Source organism: Mycobacterium sp. pUA109, assembly GCF_041287095.1.
In the GTDB taxonomy this organism is placed as follows: Bacteria; Actinomycetota; Actinomycetes; order Mycobacteriales; family Mycobacteriaceae; genus Mycobacterium.
On sequence record NZ_JBGGKS010000001.1, the window covers coordinates 100,036 to 113,322 of the forward strand.

19 protein-coding genes are annotated in these 13,287 nt (G+C 68.0%); 10 read left to right on the forward strand and 9 right to left on the reverse strand.

What is annotated here, in order from left to right; genetic code table 11:
* Position 1: 1 nt before the first annotated feature.
* Positions 2-718, reverse strand: coding sequence for a Crp/Fnr family transcriptional regulator (locus ACAG26_RS00490; protein WP_370478017.1), 717 nt, complete (start codon positions 716-718; stop codon positions 2-4).
* A 68-nt stretch (positions 719-786) separates the two neighbouring features.
* Between ACAG26_RS00490 and ACAG26_RS00495 the strand changes: the two genes are divergently transcribed.
* Positions 787-1,431, forward strand: a complete 645-nt coding sequence (locus tag ACAG26_RS00495) for a chemotaxis protein CheB (RefSeq protein WP_370478020.1) — start codon at positions 787-789, stop codon at positions 1,429-1,431.
* A gap of 8 nt (positions 1,432-1,439) precedes the next feature.
* On the opposite strand, the gene ACAG26_RS00500 is transcribed toward ACAG26_RS00495, so the two are convergent.
* Positions 1,440-2,132, reverse strand: a complete 693-nt coding sequence (locus ACAG26_RS00500; protein ID WP_370478023.1) for a GAF and ANTAR domain-containing protein — start codon at positions 2,130-2,132, stop codon at positions 1,440-1,442.
* Positions 2,133-2,293: 161 nt separating this feature from the next.
* Positions 2,294-2,590: a hypothetical protein gene (locus ACAG26_RS00505; RefSeq protein WP_370478025.1), complete on the reverse strand. Its 297-nt coding sequence runs from the start codon at positions 2,588-2,590 to the stop codon at positions 2,294-2,296.
* A 294-nt stretch (positions 2,591-2,884) separates the two neighbouring features.
* Between ACAG26_RS00505 and ACAG26_RS00510 the strand changes: the two genes are divergently transcribed.
* Both ACAG26_RS00510 and ACAG26_RS00515 read left to right on the forward strand, forming a co-directional pair.
* Entirely contained in the window at positions 2,885-3,679 is a 795-nt protein-coding gene (locus tag ACAG26_RS00510) for a DUF2231 domain-containing protein (protein WP_370478027.1), read from the forward strand.
* 268 nt (positions 3,680-3,947) lie between these two features.
* On the forward strand, positions 3,948-4,403 hold the full coding sequence (locus ACAG26_RS00515; RefSeq protein ID WP_370478030.1) for an STAS domain-containing protein: 456 nt from the start codon (positions 3,948-3,950) through the stop codon (positions 4,401-4,403).
* Here the strand turns inward: ACAG26_RS00515 and ACAG26_RS00520 are convergent.
* Positions 4,374-5,168: an RNA polymerase sigma factor SigF gene (locus tag ACAG26_RS00520; protein WP_370478032.1), complete on the reverse strand. Its 795-nt coding sequence runs from the start codon at positions 5,166-5,168 to the stop codon at positions 4,374-4,376. The genes ACAG26_RS00515 and ACAG26_RS00520 overlap by 30 nt on opposite strands.
* Positions 5,169-5,588, reverse strand: coding sequence for an ATP-binding protein (locus tag ACAG26_RS00525; RefSeq protein ID WP_370478034.1), 420 nt, complete (start codon positions 5,586-5,588; stop codon positions 5,169-5,171).
* Between the two features lie 239 nt (positions 5,589-5,827).
* Between ACAG26_RS00525 and ACAG26_RS00530 the strand changes: the two genes are divergently transcribed.
* From ACAG26_RS00530 to usfY, 5 genes are all read left to right on the forward strand, one after another.
* Positions 5,828-6,019, forward strand: coding sequence for a hypothetical protein (locus tag ACAG26_RS00530; RefSeq protein WP_370478037.1), 192 nt, complete (start codon positions 5,828-5,830; stop codon positions 6,017-6,019).
* Between the two features lie 77 nt (positions 6,020-6,096).
* Positions 6,097-6,354, forward strand: a complete 258-nt coding sequence (locus tag ACAG26_RS00535) for a Rho termination factor N-terminal domain-containing protein (protein WP_370478039.1) — start codon at positions 6,097-6,099, stop codon at positions 6,352-6,354.
* A gap of 15 nt (positions 6,355-6,369) precedes the next feature.
* Complete coding sequence (locus tag ACAG26_RS00540) at positions 6,370-6,621, forward strand: CsbD family protein (RefSeq protein ID WP_370478042.1); 252 nt, start codon at positions 6,370-6,372, stop codon at positions 6,619-6,621.
* A gap of 122 nt (positions 6,622-6,743) precedes the next feature.
* Positions 6,744-7,124 carry a hypothetical protein gene (locus ACAG26_RS00545; RefSeq protein ID WP_370478044.1) on the forward strand — a complete coding sequence of 127 codons (381 nt, stop codon included), beginning with the start codon at positions 6,744-6,746 and terminating at the stop codon, positions 7,122-7,124.
* Positions 7,125-7,232: 108 nt separating this feature from the next.
* The gene (gene usfY / locus ACAG26_RS00550) at positions 7,233-7,544 is read left to right on the forward strand and encodes a protein UsfY (RefSeq protein WP_370478047.1); all 312 of its coding nucleotides are present in this window, start codon (positions 7,233-7,235) and stop codon (positions 7,542-7,544) included.
* A gap of 4 nt (positions 7,545-7,548) precedes the next feature.
* Here usfY and ACAG26_RS00555 read toward each other — a convergent pair whose 3' ends face one another.
* The 3 genes from ACAG26_RS00555 to ACAG26_RS00565 all read right to left on the reverse strand — a co-directional run bounded on the left by ACAG26_RS00555 (position 7,549) and on the right by ACAG26_RS00565 (position 9,868).
* On the reverse strand, positions 7,549-7,935 hold the full coding sequence (locus ACAG26_RS00555) for a hypothetical protein (protein ID WP_370478049.1): 387 nt from the start codon (positions 7,933-7,935) through the stop codon (positions 7,549-7,551).
* A 91-nt stretch (positions 7,936-8,026) separates the two neighbouring features.
* Complete coding sequence (lat, locus tag ACAG26_RS00560) at positions 8,027-9,364, reverse strand: L-lysine 6-transaminase (protein WP_370478052.1); 1,338 nt, start codon at positions 9,362-9,364, stop codon at positions 8,027-8,029.
* A 51-nt stretch (positions 9,365-9,415) separates the two neighbouring features.
* Positions 9,416-9,868, reverse strand: coding sequence for an Lrp/AsnC family transcriptional regulator (locus ACAG26_RS00565; protein WP_370478055.1), 453 nt, complete (start codon positions 9,866-9,868; stop codon positions 9,416-9,418).
* A 39-nt stretch (positions 9,869-9,907) separates the two neighbouring features.
* Here ACAG26_RS00565 and ACAG26_RS00570 point away from each other — a divergent pair, with 39 nt between their 5' ends.
* On the forward strand, positions 9,908-11,146 hold the full coding sequence (locus ACAG26_RS00570; protein WP_370478058.1) for a 2-oxoadipate dioxygenase/decarboxylase family protein: 1,239 nt from the start codon (positions 9,908-9,910) through the stop codon (positions 11,144-11,146).
* Positions 11,143-12,681 (forward strand): aldehyde dehydrogenase family protein, encoded by a 1,539-nt coding sequence (locus ACAG26_RS00575; protein ID WP_370478060.1) that lies wholly within the window; start codon positions 11,143-11,145, stop codon positions 12,679-12,681. Before ACAG26_RS00570 ends, ACAG26_RS00575 begins: the two co-directional genes overlap by 4 nt.
* A gap of 119 nt (positions 12,682-12,800) precedes the next feature.
* Here ACAG26_RS00575 and ACAG26_RS00580 read toward each other — a convergent pair whose 3' ends face one another.
* Complete coding sequence (locus ACAG26_RS00580) at positions 12,801-13,175, reverse strand: plasmid stabilization protein (RefSeq protein WP_370478063.1); 375 nt, start codon at positions 13,173-13,175, stop codon at positions 12,801-12,803.
* Positions 13,176-13,287 lie beyond the last annotated feature (112 nt).

The following is a 13,287-nucleotide window of genomic DNA, read 5'->3' on the forward strand; positions in this document are numbered from 1 at the left end:
GTCACTGGTTGCGGCGGTGGCGGCGCAGATCCTCGAATTCTGCCCGGATGATGTGGTAACACTCGCAGGCCGCCCGTTCCAATTCCGGTCGGTCGGTAACGGTGATCACGCCGCGGCGGTAACGGATAAGGCCGCGGGCCTGGATTTTTTGTGCGGTCTCCGAGACCGTCGGCCGATGCACGCCGAGCATCTGCGCGAGAAATTCCTGGGTGAGTGGGAATTCGTCGCGGCCGACCCGGTCCGCGGTGGTGGCTAACCAGCGTGCCATCCGGGTCTCGGTGGGATGGCTGCGGTTGCAGACCACGTTCTGCGCGACCTGCACCATCGTCGCCTGGGTGAATCGGTTCATCAGCGCATGCAACACGCCGTCGTGGCCCAGCGCCCGACGAAAATCGTCGACGCTGATCCGAACGGTGGCACCGGGCACCTGACAAAACGCCGCTTGCGGACTGCTGGTGGCGCCCAGGTACACCGGAAGGCCCACCATGCCCTCGTAGCCGATGGTGGCGACTTCCAACACGACCCTGCCGTCAGCGATCGCCACCAGGGAGTACACCGCGGTCAGCGGAAAGTAGATATCGGAAATCGGCTTTCCTGGCTCGTAGGCCGGGCGCTTGATCTCCGACTGTTCCAGGCACAGGTGGGGCCGAAGTGCGCCGAACTCGCGCTCCGGCAGCTGCGCCAGGATCACGTTGCGCCGAAAGTCGTCGTCGTTCATGGTTTTGCGGATACCCAGTGCACCGGCGTCTATGTCCGCAACCTGACATACGCGTATCGTTGGCACGTATGTTCCCGACCCGACATACGACCACCGTTCCGGTATTCGGACGCGTCGTGCTGGTCGCTTCGCTGGGCGGGATGCAGGCCATTACCACCGTGTTGACCGGTGTTCCGGCGGATTACCCGGTACCCATCGCGGTGGTACTGCACCGCCGTCGTACCTCCGATGGCCACGATCTGCTATCCGCCATCTTGTCCCGCCGAACGCCATTACCGGTACGTATCGCCGAGGCCGACGCACCGGCTGATCTTCGCGGAGTCACGGTGGTGCCCGCACAGATCTCGGCCACCATCGATGACGGCGGACAATGGCAACTCGCCGAGACCGCCGTCGGCGCGTGGCCCGGTAATGCGCTGCTGGCCAGTTCGGCGGGCCACACGCCGACGATTGCGGTCATCTTGACCGGCTCGCTCGCCGATGGCTCCGACGGCTGCCGGGCGGTCAAGCGGGGCGGCGGCCGTGTCCTGGTTCAAGATCCGGTCACCGCCCGCGCGTCGAGCATGCCCGCCAATGCGATCGCCACCGGCTGCACCGACTTTGTGCTGCCGGCCGAGCGGCTGGCAGCCGCGCTGCTGGCACTCACCACCGCGCCCGGTGCCGCGGATTTGCTCACCGTCCCGCTGCCGCCGTGGGCACGGCTCAGCTCCTAGCCGCGCCCTCACCGGCCTTCGCGACTCACCAGCCTGCGCGCGACGTCGATCAGCGGTGTATTCGAGTTCTGCGATAACCGCTTGAGCAGTTCGAATGCTTGCACCGCGTCAATGTCGAACCGTTCCATGACCATGCCCTTGGCTTGGCCGATGATGTCGCGGGAGGCCAGCGCGCTGCGAAACTGCGCATCCCGACGCACCATGTGCCAGACCAGCGCGGTATGGGTTGCCAAGATCAGGCCGAGTTCCACCGCGTCGTCGTCGAAAGCGTGCGGTTGTTCGGCGTGAAAGTTCAGCGCGCCGGTGGTTCCGTTGGCGGCGAATAACTGAAACGCCAAGACAGACCGGATCGGCGTGTGTTCGAGTACGTCGCGGCAGTAGTTCGGCCAGCGCCGCTCCTGGCCGACGTCGTTGACGCGAACGAACTGGTGCTCCGCGGCCGCCTCCAGACACGGTCCTTCCCGGTGACGCTCCTGAATCTTGTCGAGCAACACCGGGTAACCATCGGTCGTCGACACCGAGCGCACACTGCCATCCGGTGAGGCGACGGTGATGCCCGCATGCTGAGCAGTCGGCATCGAGCTGAGCGAACTGGCGGTCAGCTCATCGAGGATGGTGTCGGCTTCGGTTGCCGGGTGGTGTTCGAACGCCTGCACCAACTCGGCGACGTCCCACATGATGTCGTTGCGTTTCACCACCATGTCTTCACTCCGATCGTGGGCTTCCGATCGAGATGCTGACATTTTGCTCCGATCCGCGGTGGCTGACAACGGGCAGACCGCACGGCGCCGACCGCAGCAACCACCGGGTTTGCTGCGGTCGGACGCTATTGCGGGTTAGGCCCCGGGTGCCCCAGGCGGGCCTACCGGCCCTGGAGCGCCAGGGGCTCCAGGCATACCTGGTGCACCAGGCCCACCGGGCGGACCGGGGATCCCAGGCCCACCGGGCGGACCGGGAATGCCGGGGCCACCGGGCGGACCGACTTGGCCGGGTGCGCCGGGCCCACCGGGCGGGCCGAGCGGACCGGGAGCACCGGGGCCACCCGGCGGGCCCACCGGGCCCGGAACGCCAGGTGCGCCCACATCTCCGGGCGGTCCCGGGGGTCCAGGCGGTCCGGGCGGCCCAGGAGGTCCAGGCGGCGGCTCTTCGAACGGTGCAAAGCTCAGTCCTGGCGCGCCGGCGCTGGTTGTCGCCGCCGCCGGGGCGACACCTACCACAGCCATAGCCCCACTAACGGCCAGCGCAGCCATACCTGCGCCGATCATGCCTAACGGATTGCGGTGTGTGTTTTTGTCTTCGATCATGTCGGTTCCTAACTCGATTGATCTCCGGACCGAGTCCGCATACCCGTCGAAGCGGCGCTGAAACCTGAATCTTCTGCCTCATTTCGTCCCGATCGCGACACCCGTACATGCCCGTGTAGATCGACACCCGGTCGGGTAATGCAGTAACCATGCCCGCATCGATTCCACCCCGCGCGCTGACCGACCGCGTTGAGCACGCCGAGGCCCTAGACGCGCCGGCGCAAGCGATCGCGCAAAAGGCGCGTCAACTGCTGGCGCCGCAGGGTCTCAAAGAGGCGGTGAGCGGCACCCGGCTGGGTCACCCGACGCATCCGCCGCTCACCGACCTGGTCATCGGCACGTTCACGTCGGCGACGTTGCTGGACCTGGTCGCGCCGCGCGCCGGCGAGCGGGCGGCACGGCGGTTGATCGCCCTGGGCATCGGTGCCGCGATCCCCACCGCGGTAACCGGGGTCAACGACTGGGCCGACACGGAGTTGTCCGATGAGACCGTCCGCCGCGTCGGGTTGGTGCACGCCGGCGTCAACGATGTCGCGTTGCTGCTCTACAGCGCCTCATTGGTCGCCCGATGCCGAGGCAAACGCACCAAAGGCGTGCTGCTCGGGTTGGCCGGCGCCGCGGTGCTCCAAGCCGGTGGCTACCTCGGCGGTCACCTGTCCTTCGTGCGGGGGGTGGGCGTCAACCAAACCGTGTTCGACCCCGGACCCACCGAGTGGACGCCGGTGGCGGCGGCGGGCGAACTCACCGACGGACAATCGCAGTCGGTCCTGCCACGGCTCCCAATTCGACATCCGGGACGGGTCGGTGCGCCGGGGGCCGGCCATCACCGCCCAGCCGACCTTCCAGACCCGCGAGAACAACGGCCACGTCGAGGTGCGCAGGCTCAGTCGCGGCTAAGGCCACCCGGCAAACTGGCCGACCCGCCCGCTCGCCGCCGATTCTGAGCCTGTCCAGGCCAAACCCGGCTTCGCTGCGCGGCAGCCACCGGCGGTGGCATAAGGGGTTGGACAGAATCACAGAGGTCCGTTACCGAACTGTTGTGAACCGCGACCTAGAGGCGTAGCGTCAGCGAACAGGTTGAGTTCACAGCCACCCGGAAGAAGCGTCAAAGACGTGACCAGGGGGCCCACTCCCTGGCTTCTACCCGTGAGGGTTGTAATCACATTGACGTGAGTCCAACAGCACGATTTATCGACTGATGGAGCCACAAGAATGTCCGCTATCAGAGCCGCCGAGTCCGCACTTCCGCCTCCCCGGACGGACACGGCCTTCCCGCCTCAGACCTGGGAGAGCCACACCGCACATTCGACCGCCCGCTGGGGGCGTTCCGGCGCGGTGATCAGTGTCGGTGGTGAACTCGACGCCGCGAACGCCGGCCAGCTCGCCGACTATGTGCAGCGCTGCGCCGATTACTGCGAGTGGTTGGTGCTCGACTTACACGACTTGGAGTTCATCGGCACCGCCGGCTTTTCCACCCTGCAGACGATCAATACCCGCTGCACACACGGCAAGATCTACTGGGCGATGGTTCCCAGCTCCGCGGTGACCCGCCTGCTGCGAATCTGCGACCCGGACAGCGCATTGCCGACCACCGAGTCCGTTGCCGCCGCGCTGGCCACGGTGCAAAGCCGCAGCCGGCTACTGCAGCTGGTCACGGAGCCGAGCTAGCGATTTCGCGAGCAGTCGGGAGACGTGCATCTGCGAGATCCCGACCCGCTCGGCGATCTGCGTCTGCGTCATCGACTCGAAGAACCGCAACACCAGCACCGTGCGCTCCCGCTCGGGTAGCGCGTTGAGTAACGGGCGCAGCGCCTCCCGGTTCTCGATCCGCTCCAGGCCGGCGTCGACGGAGCCGAGCGTATCGGCGATGGCCCGCACTTCTTCGTCGCCGGAGCCGCCGCTGGTGGAGTCGATGGACAGGGTGTTATAGGAGCTACCGGCCACCAGCCCTTCGACGACCTCGCTGCGGCTGAGTTCGACTTCCTCGGCGAGCTCGGAGGCGGTGGGCGCCCGCCCCAGGCGTTGGGACAGCTCGGCGGTCGCCGAGCCGAGCCGCAAATGCAATTCCTTGAGCCGCCGGGGAACCTTCACCGACCAGCTGTTATCCCGGAAGTGCCGACGTACCTCACCCATGATGGTGGGCACCGCGAACGACACGAAGTCCGAGCCGGCATCGACATCGAACCGGATCACCGCGTTGACCAGACCCACCCGGGCGACCTGGACCAGGTCCTCGCGTGACTCGCCGCGGCCCTCGAAGCGGCGGCCGATGTGCTCGGCCAGCGGCAGGCACCGCTCCACGATCTTGTCGCGTTGGCGGCGGAACTCCGCCGACTCGGCCGGACAGCTGGCCAGTTGGCGAAACATCTCCGGTACGTCGGCATATTCAGAACTCGACCGCGATGCCGAACCCCCGGCGGCGCGTTCAGTCACTTAGCCCGCCCGCCGTGCCGTCAAGGTGACCCCGAAGACATCGCCGCTCCCGTCCGGCGCAACGAAGGTCTTCACGTCGTCGGTCAGCGAGGTCAGCACGTGCCAGCTGAAGCTGCCCGGGGTCAGCACGTCCGCGCTTTCGCAGGCCACGGACGCGTGCACCACGACTTCGTCGTCGCACGGGTCGACGACCACCACCAGGGTGGCGTCCGGGGTGGCCGACCGGATCAGCCGGGTACAGGCCTCGTCGACCGCCAACCGCAGATCCTCGACGGTATCCAGATCCAGGTCTTCTAGGGTGCCGACCGCGCCGACCAGGGTGCGCAGCACCGCCAGGTTCTCCAACCGGGGGGCGACCCGCAGCTCGACGGCGCGTTCGCCGTGCCGCTGCCCCGCCCTGTCGGCTCCTGTATCAGTCACGTGTCCTCCCGGCGATATCGGACCGAGACTACCGCTGCGCCCGAGCCGGTTGATCACGACAGCCACCGGGTGTCTACAGCGCTGCATTTATCATTCTCGCACCGAGGATGGCGAGGTAACGGCCGCCCGGCGCCACTGCAGGTTATCGGGATAGTGGTCATAACTTAGGGCGGGCTACCCAATTGTTCATCCGGATAACCCCTGGTTTTGTTCGGCTGACTCACGGGTAGGCGGTCTCGATGCCCACCGGTAAGAACCCCGATGAAATCCCGGTTGCCGACGCCGTCGAGCAGGACCAACAAACCGCGCCGGAGCCCGCTTCGCCCACCCGACCGGATCCGCCGATGGAGGCCGACGCGCCCGATTGGCAGGAGCAGCTCCACGAAGTCGTGGGCGTCGACGACGACGGCCGCGACGACTACCCGGGGTGATGTTGGCAGGTTTGACGGCCGACGGCGGCGGGAAGCCTGCGGAAGGGTCGGGCATTGCGCGCGGAAAGGAGACGGAGATGCCGAATCCGTCGATCAAAGACGAGCGTCTCTACGAAGACCTGCGCGACCGCGGCGAGTCGAAACAAAAGGCCGCCCGGATCTCCAACGCCGCGGCGGCCAGCGGTCGCTCACGCGTCGGAAAAAGCGGTGGCAAGTCAGGTTCGTACCAGGACTGGACTGTCCCGGAGCTCAAGAAGAGGGCGAAAGAGCTTGGTATATCCGGCTATTCGAAGCTGAACAAAAGCAAGCTCATCTCGAAGCTTCGTAACCACTAGAGCGAAAGGCAGGCTATGGCCGAGAACGAGAAGAACAGTGGACCCGAAGAAGCCATCAAAGGCGCCGTCGAGGGCGTCAAGGGCAAGGCCAAGGAGGCGGTCGGCACCGTCACCGGCCGCGACGACCTGATCCGCGAGGGCCAGGCCCAGCAGGACAAGGCCGAAGCCGAACGCGAGGCCGCGAAGAAGGAAGCCCAGGCCGAACAGGCCCGCGGTAACGCGGCGGTCGAAGAGCAGCGGCAGAAGTCCAATCAGACCGACAACTGACGGCGCGACACGCTTTTCTGATGAGGAAGGTCCAGCCGATCAACGGCTGGGCCTTCTTCGCCGCTGGCGTGGTCAGCCGGCGCTTCTTCACACCGCCACGGCCGAGACATACGCTTATTGCCATGATGCAAATTCTGCTGCGGGCCGTTGTGCTGCTGGCGTCGTGGGCAGTCGGCATGATTCTGGCGGCATGGGCGGTGCCCAATGTTTCGGTCTCGGCGTCGGGGGTGGTCGTCGCCGCGCTCTTGTTCTCGGTCGCGCAAGCGATCCCGGCGGCGTGGATCTTGAAGTTGCCCCACGGCTACGCGTCACTGCTGCTCGGGGGCACCGGCTTGGTGTTGACCCTGGTTGCGATGAGTCTCGCATCGGTCATCACGCATGAACTCAGCATTCACGGTGCGGCATCCTGGGCCGCCGCGACGATTGTGGTGTGGCTGGTGACCACAATCGGGGCGATTTTGCTGCCCGAGGTGTACGTCCGCCGCGAGCCCGCGTCGACCTGACCAAAGACGGCTTTCGCGCTACCGGTTCCGCCCCGGTGGGGTCGAAAATTGGCCGCACCGACCCGTTAAGTGAGTAGCATTGTGTCATCCGATGGCGGAGGTCAGCTCATGGGAGACACGCACCACGACCCGACAGATCATTCGCGGACCACGCAACCCCACGCTGGTATCACGATGAAGGACAACCTGTTCTGGCCCGGGTTGATTCTGTTCATAGTGGCATTCGCCGGAATGATCGGCACCGCGACGGTCGCCGCCTACCGGCACTACGAATGGCTCACCGCGACGGTGCTCATCGCCGTCCTCGGCACCATCGCCGGAGCGCTCTGGTTCGTCGTGGAGCTGCGCCGCGTCGGCCAGATGGACCGGCAGTGGATCCGCGCGCGCTCCGACGGTCGGCTGCACCAGCGGGCCGCCTGAACCGTCAACCGCCCAGCGTCAACCCGGAGATCGCCGGGGCGCCCAGCGTCATCGTCAGCATCATCAGCGTGAGCAGAAACCAGCCGGCCCCGTGCCAGCCCCACCAAGTGCCCTCGGCGCGCCACACCCGGTAGGTACGCACGAACGCCCACACGCCGCTACCGAACAAAATGGCCGGTCCCCCGAATGCCAATACCGTGCGCTGCGGGACGCCGCACGCCGCCGTGTCCACGGCCGCCTCCCCACCGCAGGTGCTGACCCACAGCGCCGCCAAGATGACGAAGCCGACACCGGCCGCGGCCGCCACCACCGCAAACCGACCGGCCGCACGCACCTCGTCGTCTTCCTGTCCCAGCCGGTCACCGTGAAAGCCCCGGTGTGGTCGTTGCATACCGAACCTCTACATCCCCGTCCTTATTCGGGTCCGGATTTCCCGGGATAGCTGCGGATAAACGTGGTCTGCGCCGTGCGCGGGGTGCCCGCTAACCCAGCTCTGCCAGGGCGCCGCGCACGGCGGCTACCGCGGCGTCAATTTCGGCCTCGGACACCGTCAATGCCGGTCGGAACCGCACCCCGTCCGCACCGCTGGGCAACAGCAGCACGCCGCGCCGCCACAGCCGATCGAGCAACTCGTCGCGGTCGGCGGTGGTCGGCAGGCTGACCGCGCACATCAGGCCGCGCCCGCGGACGTCGAGCAGCAGCCCCGGAAACGCGTGCGCCAACTCGTCGAGCCGGGTGTGCAAATAGCGGCCGAGCGCGGCGGCCCGTTCGAACAGCCCCTCGGCTTCGATGACCTCCAACACGCGGCGGGCGCGGACCATATCGGTGAGGTTGGCGCCCCATGTCGAGTTCAGCCGCGACGACACCGCGAACACGTTGTCGGCGATCTCATCGACCCGCCGCCCCGCCATCACCCCGCACACCTGGGTCTTCTTGCCGAACGCGACCACGTCCGGCGTCACACCCAATTGCTGGTAGGCCCAAGCGGTTCCGGTCAACCCGCACCCGGTCTGCACCTCGTCGACGATCAGCAACGCGTCGTGCTCGTCGCACAGGGCCCGCATGGCGGTGAAGAACTGCGGACGGAAGTGCCGGTCGCCGCCCTCGCCCTGAATGGGTTCGGCGATAAAGCAGGCGATGTCGTGCGGGTGCGCCGCAAACGTCGCCCGCGCCTGCCGCAGCGACTCGGCTTCCAGCGCGTCCATGTCGGCGCCGGGCCGCAGGTACGGCGCGTCGATGCGCGGCCAGTCGAACTTCGGGAACCGTGCCACCTTGACCGGTTCGGTGTTGGTCAGCGACATGGTGTAGCCGCTGCGGCCGTGAAACGCGCCGCGCAGGTGCAGCACCCGGGTGCCCAGCGCCGGGTCGCGGCCGTGGGCCTCGTTGTGCCGGCTCTTCCAGTCGAAGGCGACCTTAAGCGCGTTCTCCACCGCCAACGCGCCGCCGTCGATGAAGAAAAGGTGCGGCAACGCCGGGTCGCCGAGCACCCGGGTGAACGTTTGGACGAAGCGCGCCATCGGCACCGAGTAGATGTCGGAGTTACTTGGCTTGTTCAGGGCGGCTTGGGCGAGTTCGGCCCGAAACGCGTCGTCGGCGGCGAGGGCGGGGTGGTTCATGCCCAGCGCCGAGGAGGCGAAGAAGGTGAACATGTCCAGATAGCGCCGCCCGTCGCGGGCGTCCACCAGGTAGGAACCCGCCGAGCGGTCCAGGTCCAGCACCAGGTCGAAGCCGTCGACCAGCAGGTGGCGCGCCAGCGCCGGCCGGACCCGGTCGGGTGACAGCCGGGTGGGCGCTTCGGCGGGGCCTAGCACGGCAGTCATGGCACCAGAATAGCGTGAATCTACGCCCTATACCCGTATTGACCGCAATATTTACAGCACAAACTGCCTATCGGTGTAAAACGTCTGTAGGATGATGGTGCTGCGCGTCTGCACGTTGGCCGCCGTCCGGATCCGCTGCAGCAGGTCTTCCAGCGCCCGCGCGGACTCCACCCGCACCAGCAGGATGTAGCTGTCCTCGCCGGCCACCGAATGACACGACTCGATCGCCTCGATGTGTTCGAGCCGCGTGGGTGCATCATCGGGTTGTGACGGGTCGAGAGGGGTGATCGCGACGAACGCCGACAGCATGTTCCCGAGCGCCTCGGGGTTGATCCGCGCCGAGTACCCGGTCACCACCCCCCGAGATTCCAGCCGGCGCACCCGGGAGGCGACCGCCGACACCGACAGCCCGGCGGTGGCGGCCAATTCGGCCAGCGTGGCCCGCCCGTCGGCCACCAGCTCGCGCACCAGGATGCGGTCGATATTGTCCAGCGTCTCCACCATGGCCGGAGACTATCGCAGGTCCGTGAGACGGCCATCCGGATGAAAAAGTTGATGAGCTGGCAGCTGCGGGAACGCTTCGCCGCGGCGCTGTCCGCGATGTACGGCGCCGAGGTGCCGGCCTACACCACGCTGGTGCAGGTCACCACCGAGGTCAACCGCGACTACGTGGCGCACCGGCCGGACGCCGAACGGCTGGGCTCGCTGGGCCGGGTCACCGCCGAGCGGCACGGCGCGATCCGGGTCGGCACCCCGGCCGAGCTGGCCGCCGTCGCCGACCTGTTCGCGGCGTTCGGCATGTACCCGGTGGGCTACTACGATCTGCGCGACGCCGATCCGCCGGTTCCGGTGGTATCCACCGCGTTTCGGCCGATCGACGGCGACGAACTGGCCCGCAACCCGTTCCGGGTGTTCACCTCGATGCTGGCGCTGCGCGATCCGCGGTTCTTCGACCCGGAGCTGCGGCGACGGGTGCAGGCGTTTTTGGCGCGCCGGCAGCTGTTCGACCCGGCGCTGATCGAGGCCGCCCGGCGGATCGCCGCCGACGGCGGCTGCGCGGCGGCTGCGGGCGAGGACTTCGTGGCGCGGGCGGTGGCCGCGTTCGCGCTGTCCCCCGAACCGATCGACGGGGCCTGGTACGACGAGCTGTCCCGGGTGTCGGCGGTGGCCGCCGACATCGCCGGGCTGCAATCCACCCACCTCAACCACCTGACCCCGCGGGTGCTCGACATCGACGAGTTGTACCGGCGCATGTCCGCCCGGGGCATCACCATGATCGACAAGATCCAGGGCCCGCCCCGCTGGGACGGACCGGCGGTGCTGTTGCGCCAGACGTCGTTTCGCGCGCTGGCCGAGCCGCGCCGGTTCCGGCGCGCCGACGGCACCGTCACCGACGGCACCCTGCGGGTGCGGTTCGGGGAGGTCGAGGCCCGCGGGGTTGCGCTGACCCCCGCCGGGCGGGAACGCTACGACGCGGCGATGCGCACAGCCGACCCCGCCCGGGTGTGGGCCCAGCACTTCCCGGCCACCGACGCCGACATGGCAGCGGCGGGGCTGGCCTACTATTACGGCGGCGACCCGGCGAAACCGGTTGTCTACGAGGACTTCCTACCCGCCTCGGCGGCCGGTATCTTCGCTTCCAACCTGGACCGGGATGCGCAAGCCAGTGCTGTCGCCGACGATTCCGGCTACTCCAGCGACTGGATGGCCGGGGCGATCGACCATCTGATCCACGACCCGTACCGGCTCTACGCCGCCCTCGCCGAGGAGAGACCCGCATGAGTATCCCCACCACCACCCGCCTGCCCACCGCCGACGCGCTGCGGGAGCGGGTGCGCGCCGCGCTGCGCGCGATCGGCGCCGACGTCGACCTCGGCGAACCCGGCGGTCACGGCCTGGCCGCCAGCACCCCGATCACCGGCGAGGTGCTGTACACCGTCGCCGGCACCGAACCCGAACAAGCCGAGGCGACCATCGCCGCTGCCGCCCAGGTGTTCTCGGAATGGCGCGCCACCCCGGCGCCGGTGCGGGGTGCGCTGGTGGCCCGGCTGGGCGAGCTGCTGGCGCAGCATCAGGACGACCTGGCGGCGCTGGTGACGATCGAGGCCGGCAAGATCACCGCCGAGGCGCGCGGCGAGGTGCAGGAGATGATCGACATCTGCCAGTTCGCCGTCGGGCTGTCGCGGCAGCTGTACGGCCGCACCATCGCCTCCGAACGCCCCGGGCACCGGCTGATGGAGACCTGGCACCCGCTCGGTGTGGCGGGGGTGATCACCGCGTTCAACTTCCCGGTGGCGGTGTGGTCCTGGAACACCGCGGTGGCGTTGGTGTGCGGGGATCCGGTGGTGTGGAAGCCCTCGGAGCTGACCCCGCTGACCGCGCTGGCCTGCCAGACGCTGCTGTGCCGCGCCGCCGCCGACGTCGGGGCGCCCGCCGCGGTCAGCGGTCTGCTGCTGGGCGGCCCGGACCTCGGCGAGCGGCTGGTCGACGACCCGCGGGTGGCGCTGGTGTCGGCGACCGGCTCGGTGCGGATGGGCCGCGCGGTGGGCCCCCGGGTGGCCGGGCGGTTCGGTCGGGTGCTGCTGGAGCTGGGCGGCAACAACGCCGCGGTGGTGACGCCGTCGGCGGAGCTGGATCTGGCGGTGCGGGCCATCGTGTTCGCCGCGGCGGGCACCGCCGGGCAGCGCTGCACCAGTTTGCGCCGGCTGATCGTGCACCGCTCGGTGGCCGACGACGTGGTGGCGCGCATCGCGGCCGCCTACGCCCAGCTGCCCATCGGCGATCCGTTCACCGACGGCACGCTGATCGGCCCGTTGATCCACGAAACCGCCTACCGCGACATGGTGGGCGCGCTGCAGCAGGCGCAGGCCGACGGCGGCGAGGTGACCGGCGGTGCGCGCCAGGATGTCGGTGATGACAGCGCCTACTACGTGACGCCGGCGGTGGTGCGGATGCCGGCCCAGACCGACATCGTGGCCGCCGAGACGTTCGCGCCGATTCTCTACGTGCTGACCTACGAGCACCTCGACGAGGCGATCGCGTTGAACAATGCGGTGCCGCAGGGTCTTTCGTCGGCGATCTTCACCACCGACATGCGGGAGGCGGAGCGGTTCATCGACGGCTCGGATTGCGGCATCACCAATGTCAACATCGGCACGTCGGGGGCGGAGATCGGCGGCGCGTTCGGCGGGGAGAAGCAGACCGGTGGCGGCCGCGAGTCGGGGTCCGACGCGTGGAAGGCCTACATGCGTCGGGCCACCAACACCGTCAACTACTCCGACGAGCTACCCCTGGCCCAGGGCGTGGAGTTCGGCTAGCCGCCTCCGCGAAAACTGCGCCGACAGTGCGGTTTCATACGGTTTTGGGACGAAAAGCGTATGAATCTGCACAGTCACGAACGCTCTGGCTCGCCGAGCCGAACTCGGCGTAGCGGTGGTCAGGTGCGGGCCAGCCGCTGCTCAAGTTGCGCCTTGGTCATCTTGGACCGGCCCTTGATGCCGGCGCGTTTGGCGTCGGCGTACAGCTGCGCTTTGGTCCGGCCGCCTGGGCCGGTGCGCTTACCCGAACGAATCCCGCCTCGGCGCTGCGCGGAGATGTCGTTGGTGGAGGTCTTGCTCCGCTGTTTTGCCTCACCCGAACGGGCGCGCTGCTTGTTCACCGTGCGGGCCGCGATCTCTTCGGCGACGTCACGGCTGGCACCGCGTTCTTCCTGGGACTGTTCGATGTGCTCGTACTGACGGTTGGCCTTGGCATCCCACTCCTGCTCGCGGGGATTGCGGCGAGGATTGCGTTGCGATCGCTGCCGTGGCATCAGCTATACCTCCTTCGGCGTGGCCGTGTAAAAGGCCTTCCGGTTTCTGTACCCGCGGCTGGCTGCGCCTACACACGGCCGTCAGCCGGTGCTACCGAGCCGGAGCCCACGC

Coding starts and splice junctions, on each gene's coding strand:
- ACAG26_RS00490 (WP_370478017.1), bottom strand. CDS start 718: ATGAACGACGACGACTTTCGGCGCAACGTGATCCTGGCGCAGCTGCCG.
- ACAG26_RS00495 (WP_370478020.1), top strand. CDS start 787: ATGTTCCCGACCCGACATACGACCACCGTTCCGGTATTCGGACGCGTC.
- ACAG26_RS00500 (WP_370478023.1), bottom strand. CDS start 2,132: ATGGTGGTGAAACGCAACGACATCATGTGGGACGTCGCCGAGTTGGTG.
- ACAG26_RS00510 (WP_370478027.1), top strand. CDS start 2,885: ATGCCCGCATCGATTCCACCCCGCGCGCTGACCGACCGCGTTGAGCAC.
- ACAG26_RS00515 (WP_370478030.1), top strand. CDS start 3,948: ATGTCCGCTATCAGAGCCGCCGAGTCCGCACTTCCGCCTCCCCGGACG.
- ACAG26_RS00530 (WP_370478037.1), top strand. CDS start 5,828: ATGCCCACCGGTAAGAACCCCGATGAAATCCCGGTTGCCGACGCCGTC.
- ACAG26_RS00535 (WP_370478039.1), top strand. CDS start 6,097: ATGCCGAATCCGTCGATCAAAGACGAGCGTCTCTACGAAGACCTGCGC.
- ACAG26_RS00540 (WP_370478042.1), top strand. CDS start 6,370: ATGGCCGAGAACGAGAAGAACAGTGGACCCGAAGAAGCCATCAAAGGC.
- ACAG26_RS00545 (WP_370478044.1), top strand. CDS start 6,744: ATGATGCAAATTCTGCTGCGGGCCGTTGTGCTGCTGGCGTCGTGGGCA.
- usfY (WP_370478047.1), top strand. CDS start 7,233: ATGGGAGACACGCACCACGACCCGACAGATCATTCGCGGACCACGCAA.
- ACAG26_RS00555 (WP_370478049.1), bottom strand. CDS start 7,935: ATGCAACGACCACACCGGGGCTTTCACGGTGACCGGCTGGGACAGGAA.
- lat (WP_370478052.1), bottom strand. CDS start 9,364: ATGACTGCCGTGCTAGGCCCCGCCGAAGCGCCCACCCGGCTGTCACCC.
- ACAG26_RS00565 (WP_370478055.1), bottom strand. CDS start 9,868: ATGGTGGAGACGCTGGACAATATCGACCGCATCCTGGTGCGCGAGCTG.
- ACAG26_RS00570 (WP_370478058.1), top strand. CDS start 9,908: ATGAAAAAGTTGATGAGCTGGCAGCTGCGGGAACGCTTCGCCGCGGCG.
- ACAG26_RS00575 (WP_370478060.1), top strand. CDS start 11,143: ATGAGTATCCCCACCACCACCCGCCTGCCCACCGCCGACGCGCTGCGG.
- ACAG26_RS00580 (WP_370478063.1), bottom strand. CDS start 13,175: ATGCCACGGCAGCGATCGCAACGCAATCCTCGCCGCAATCCCCGCGAG.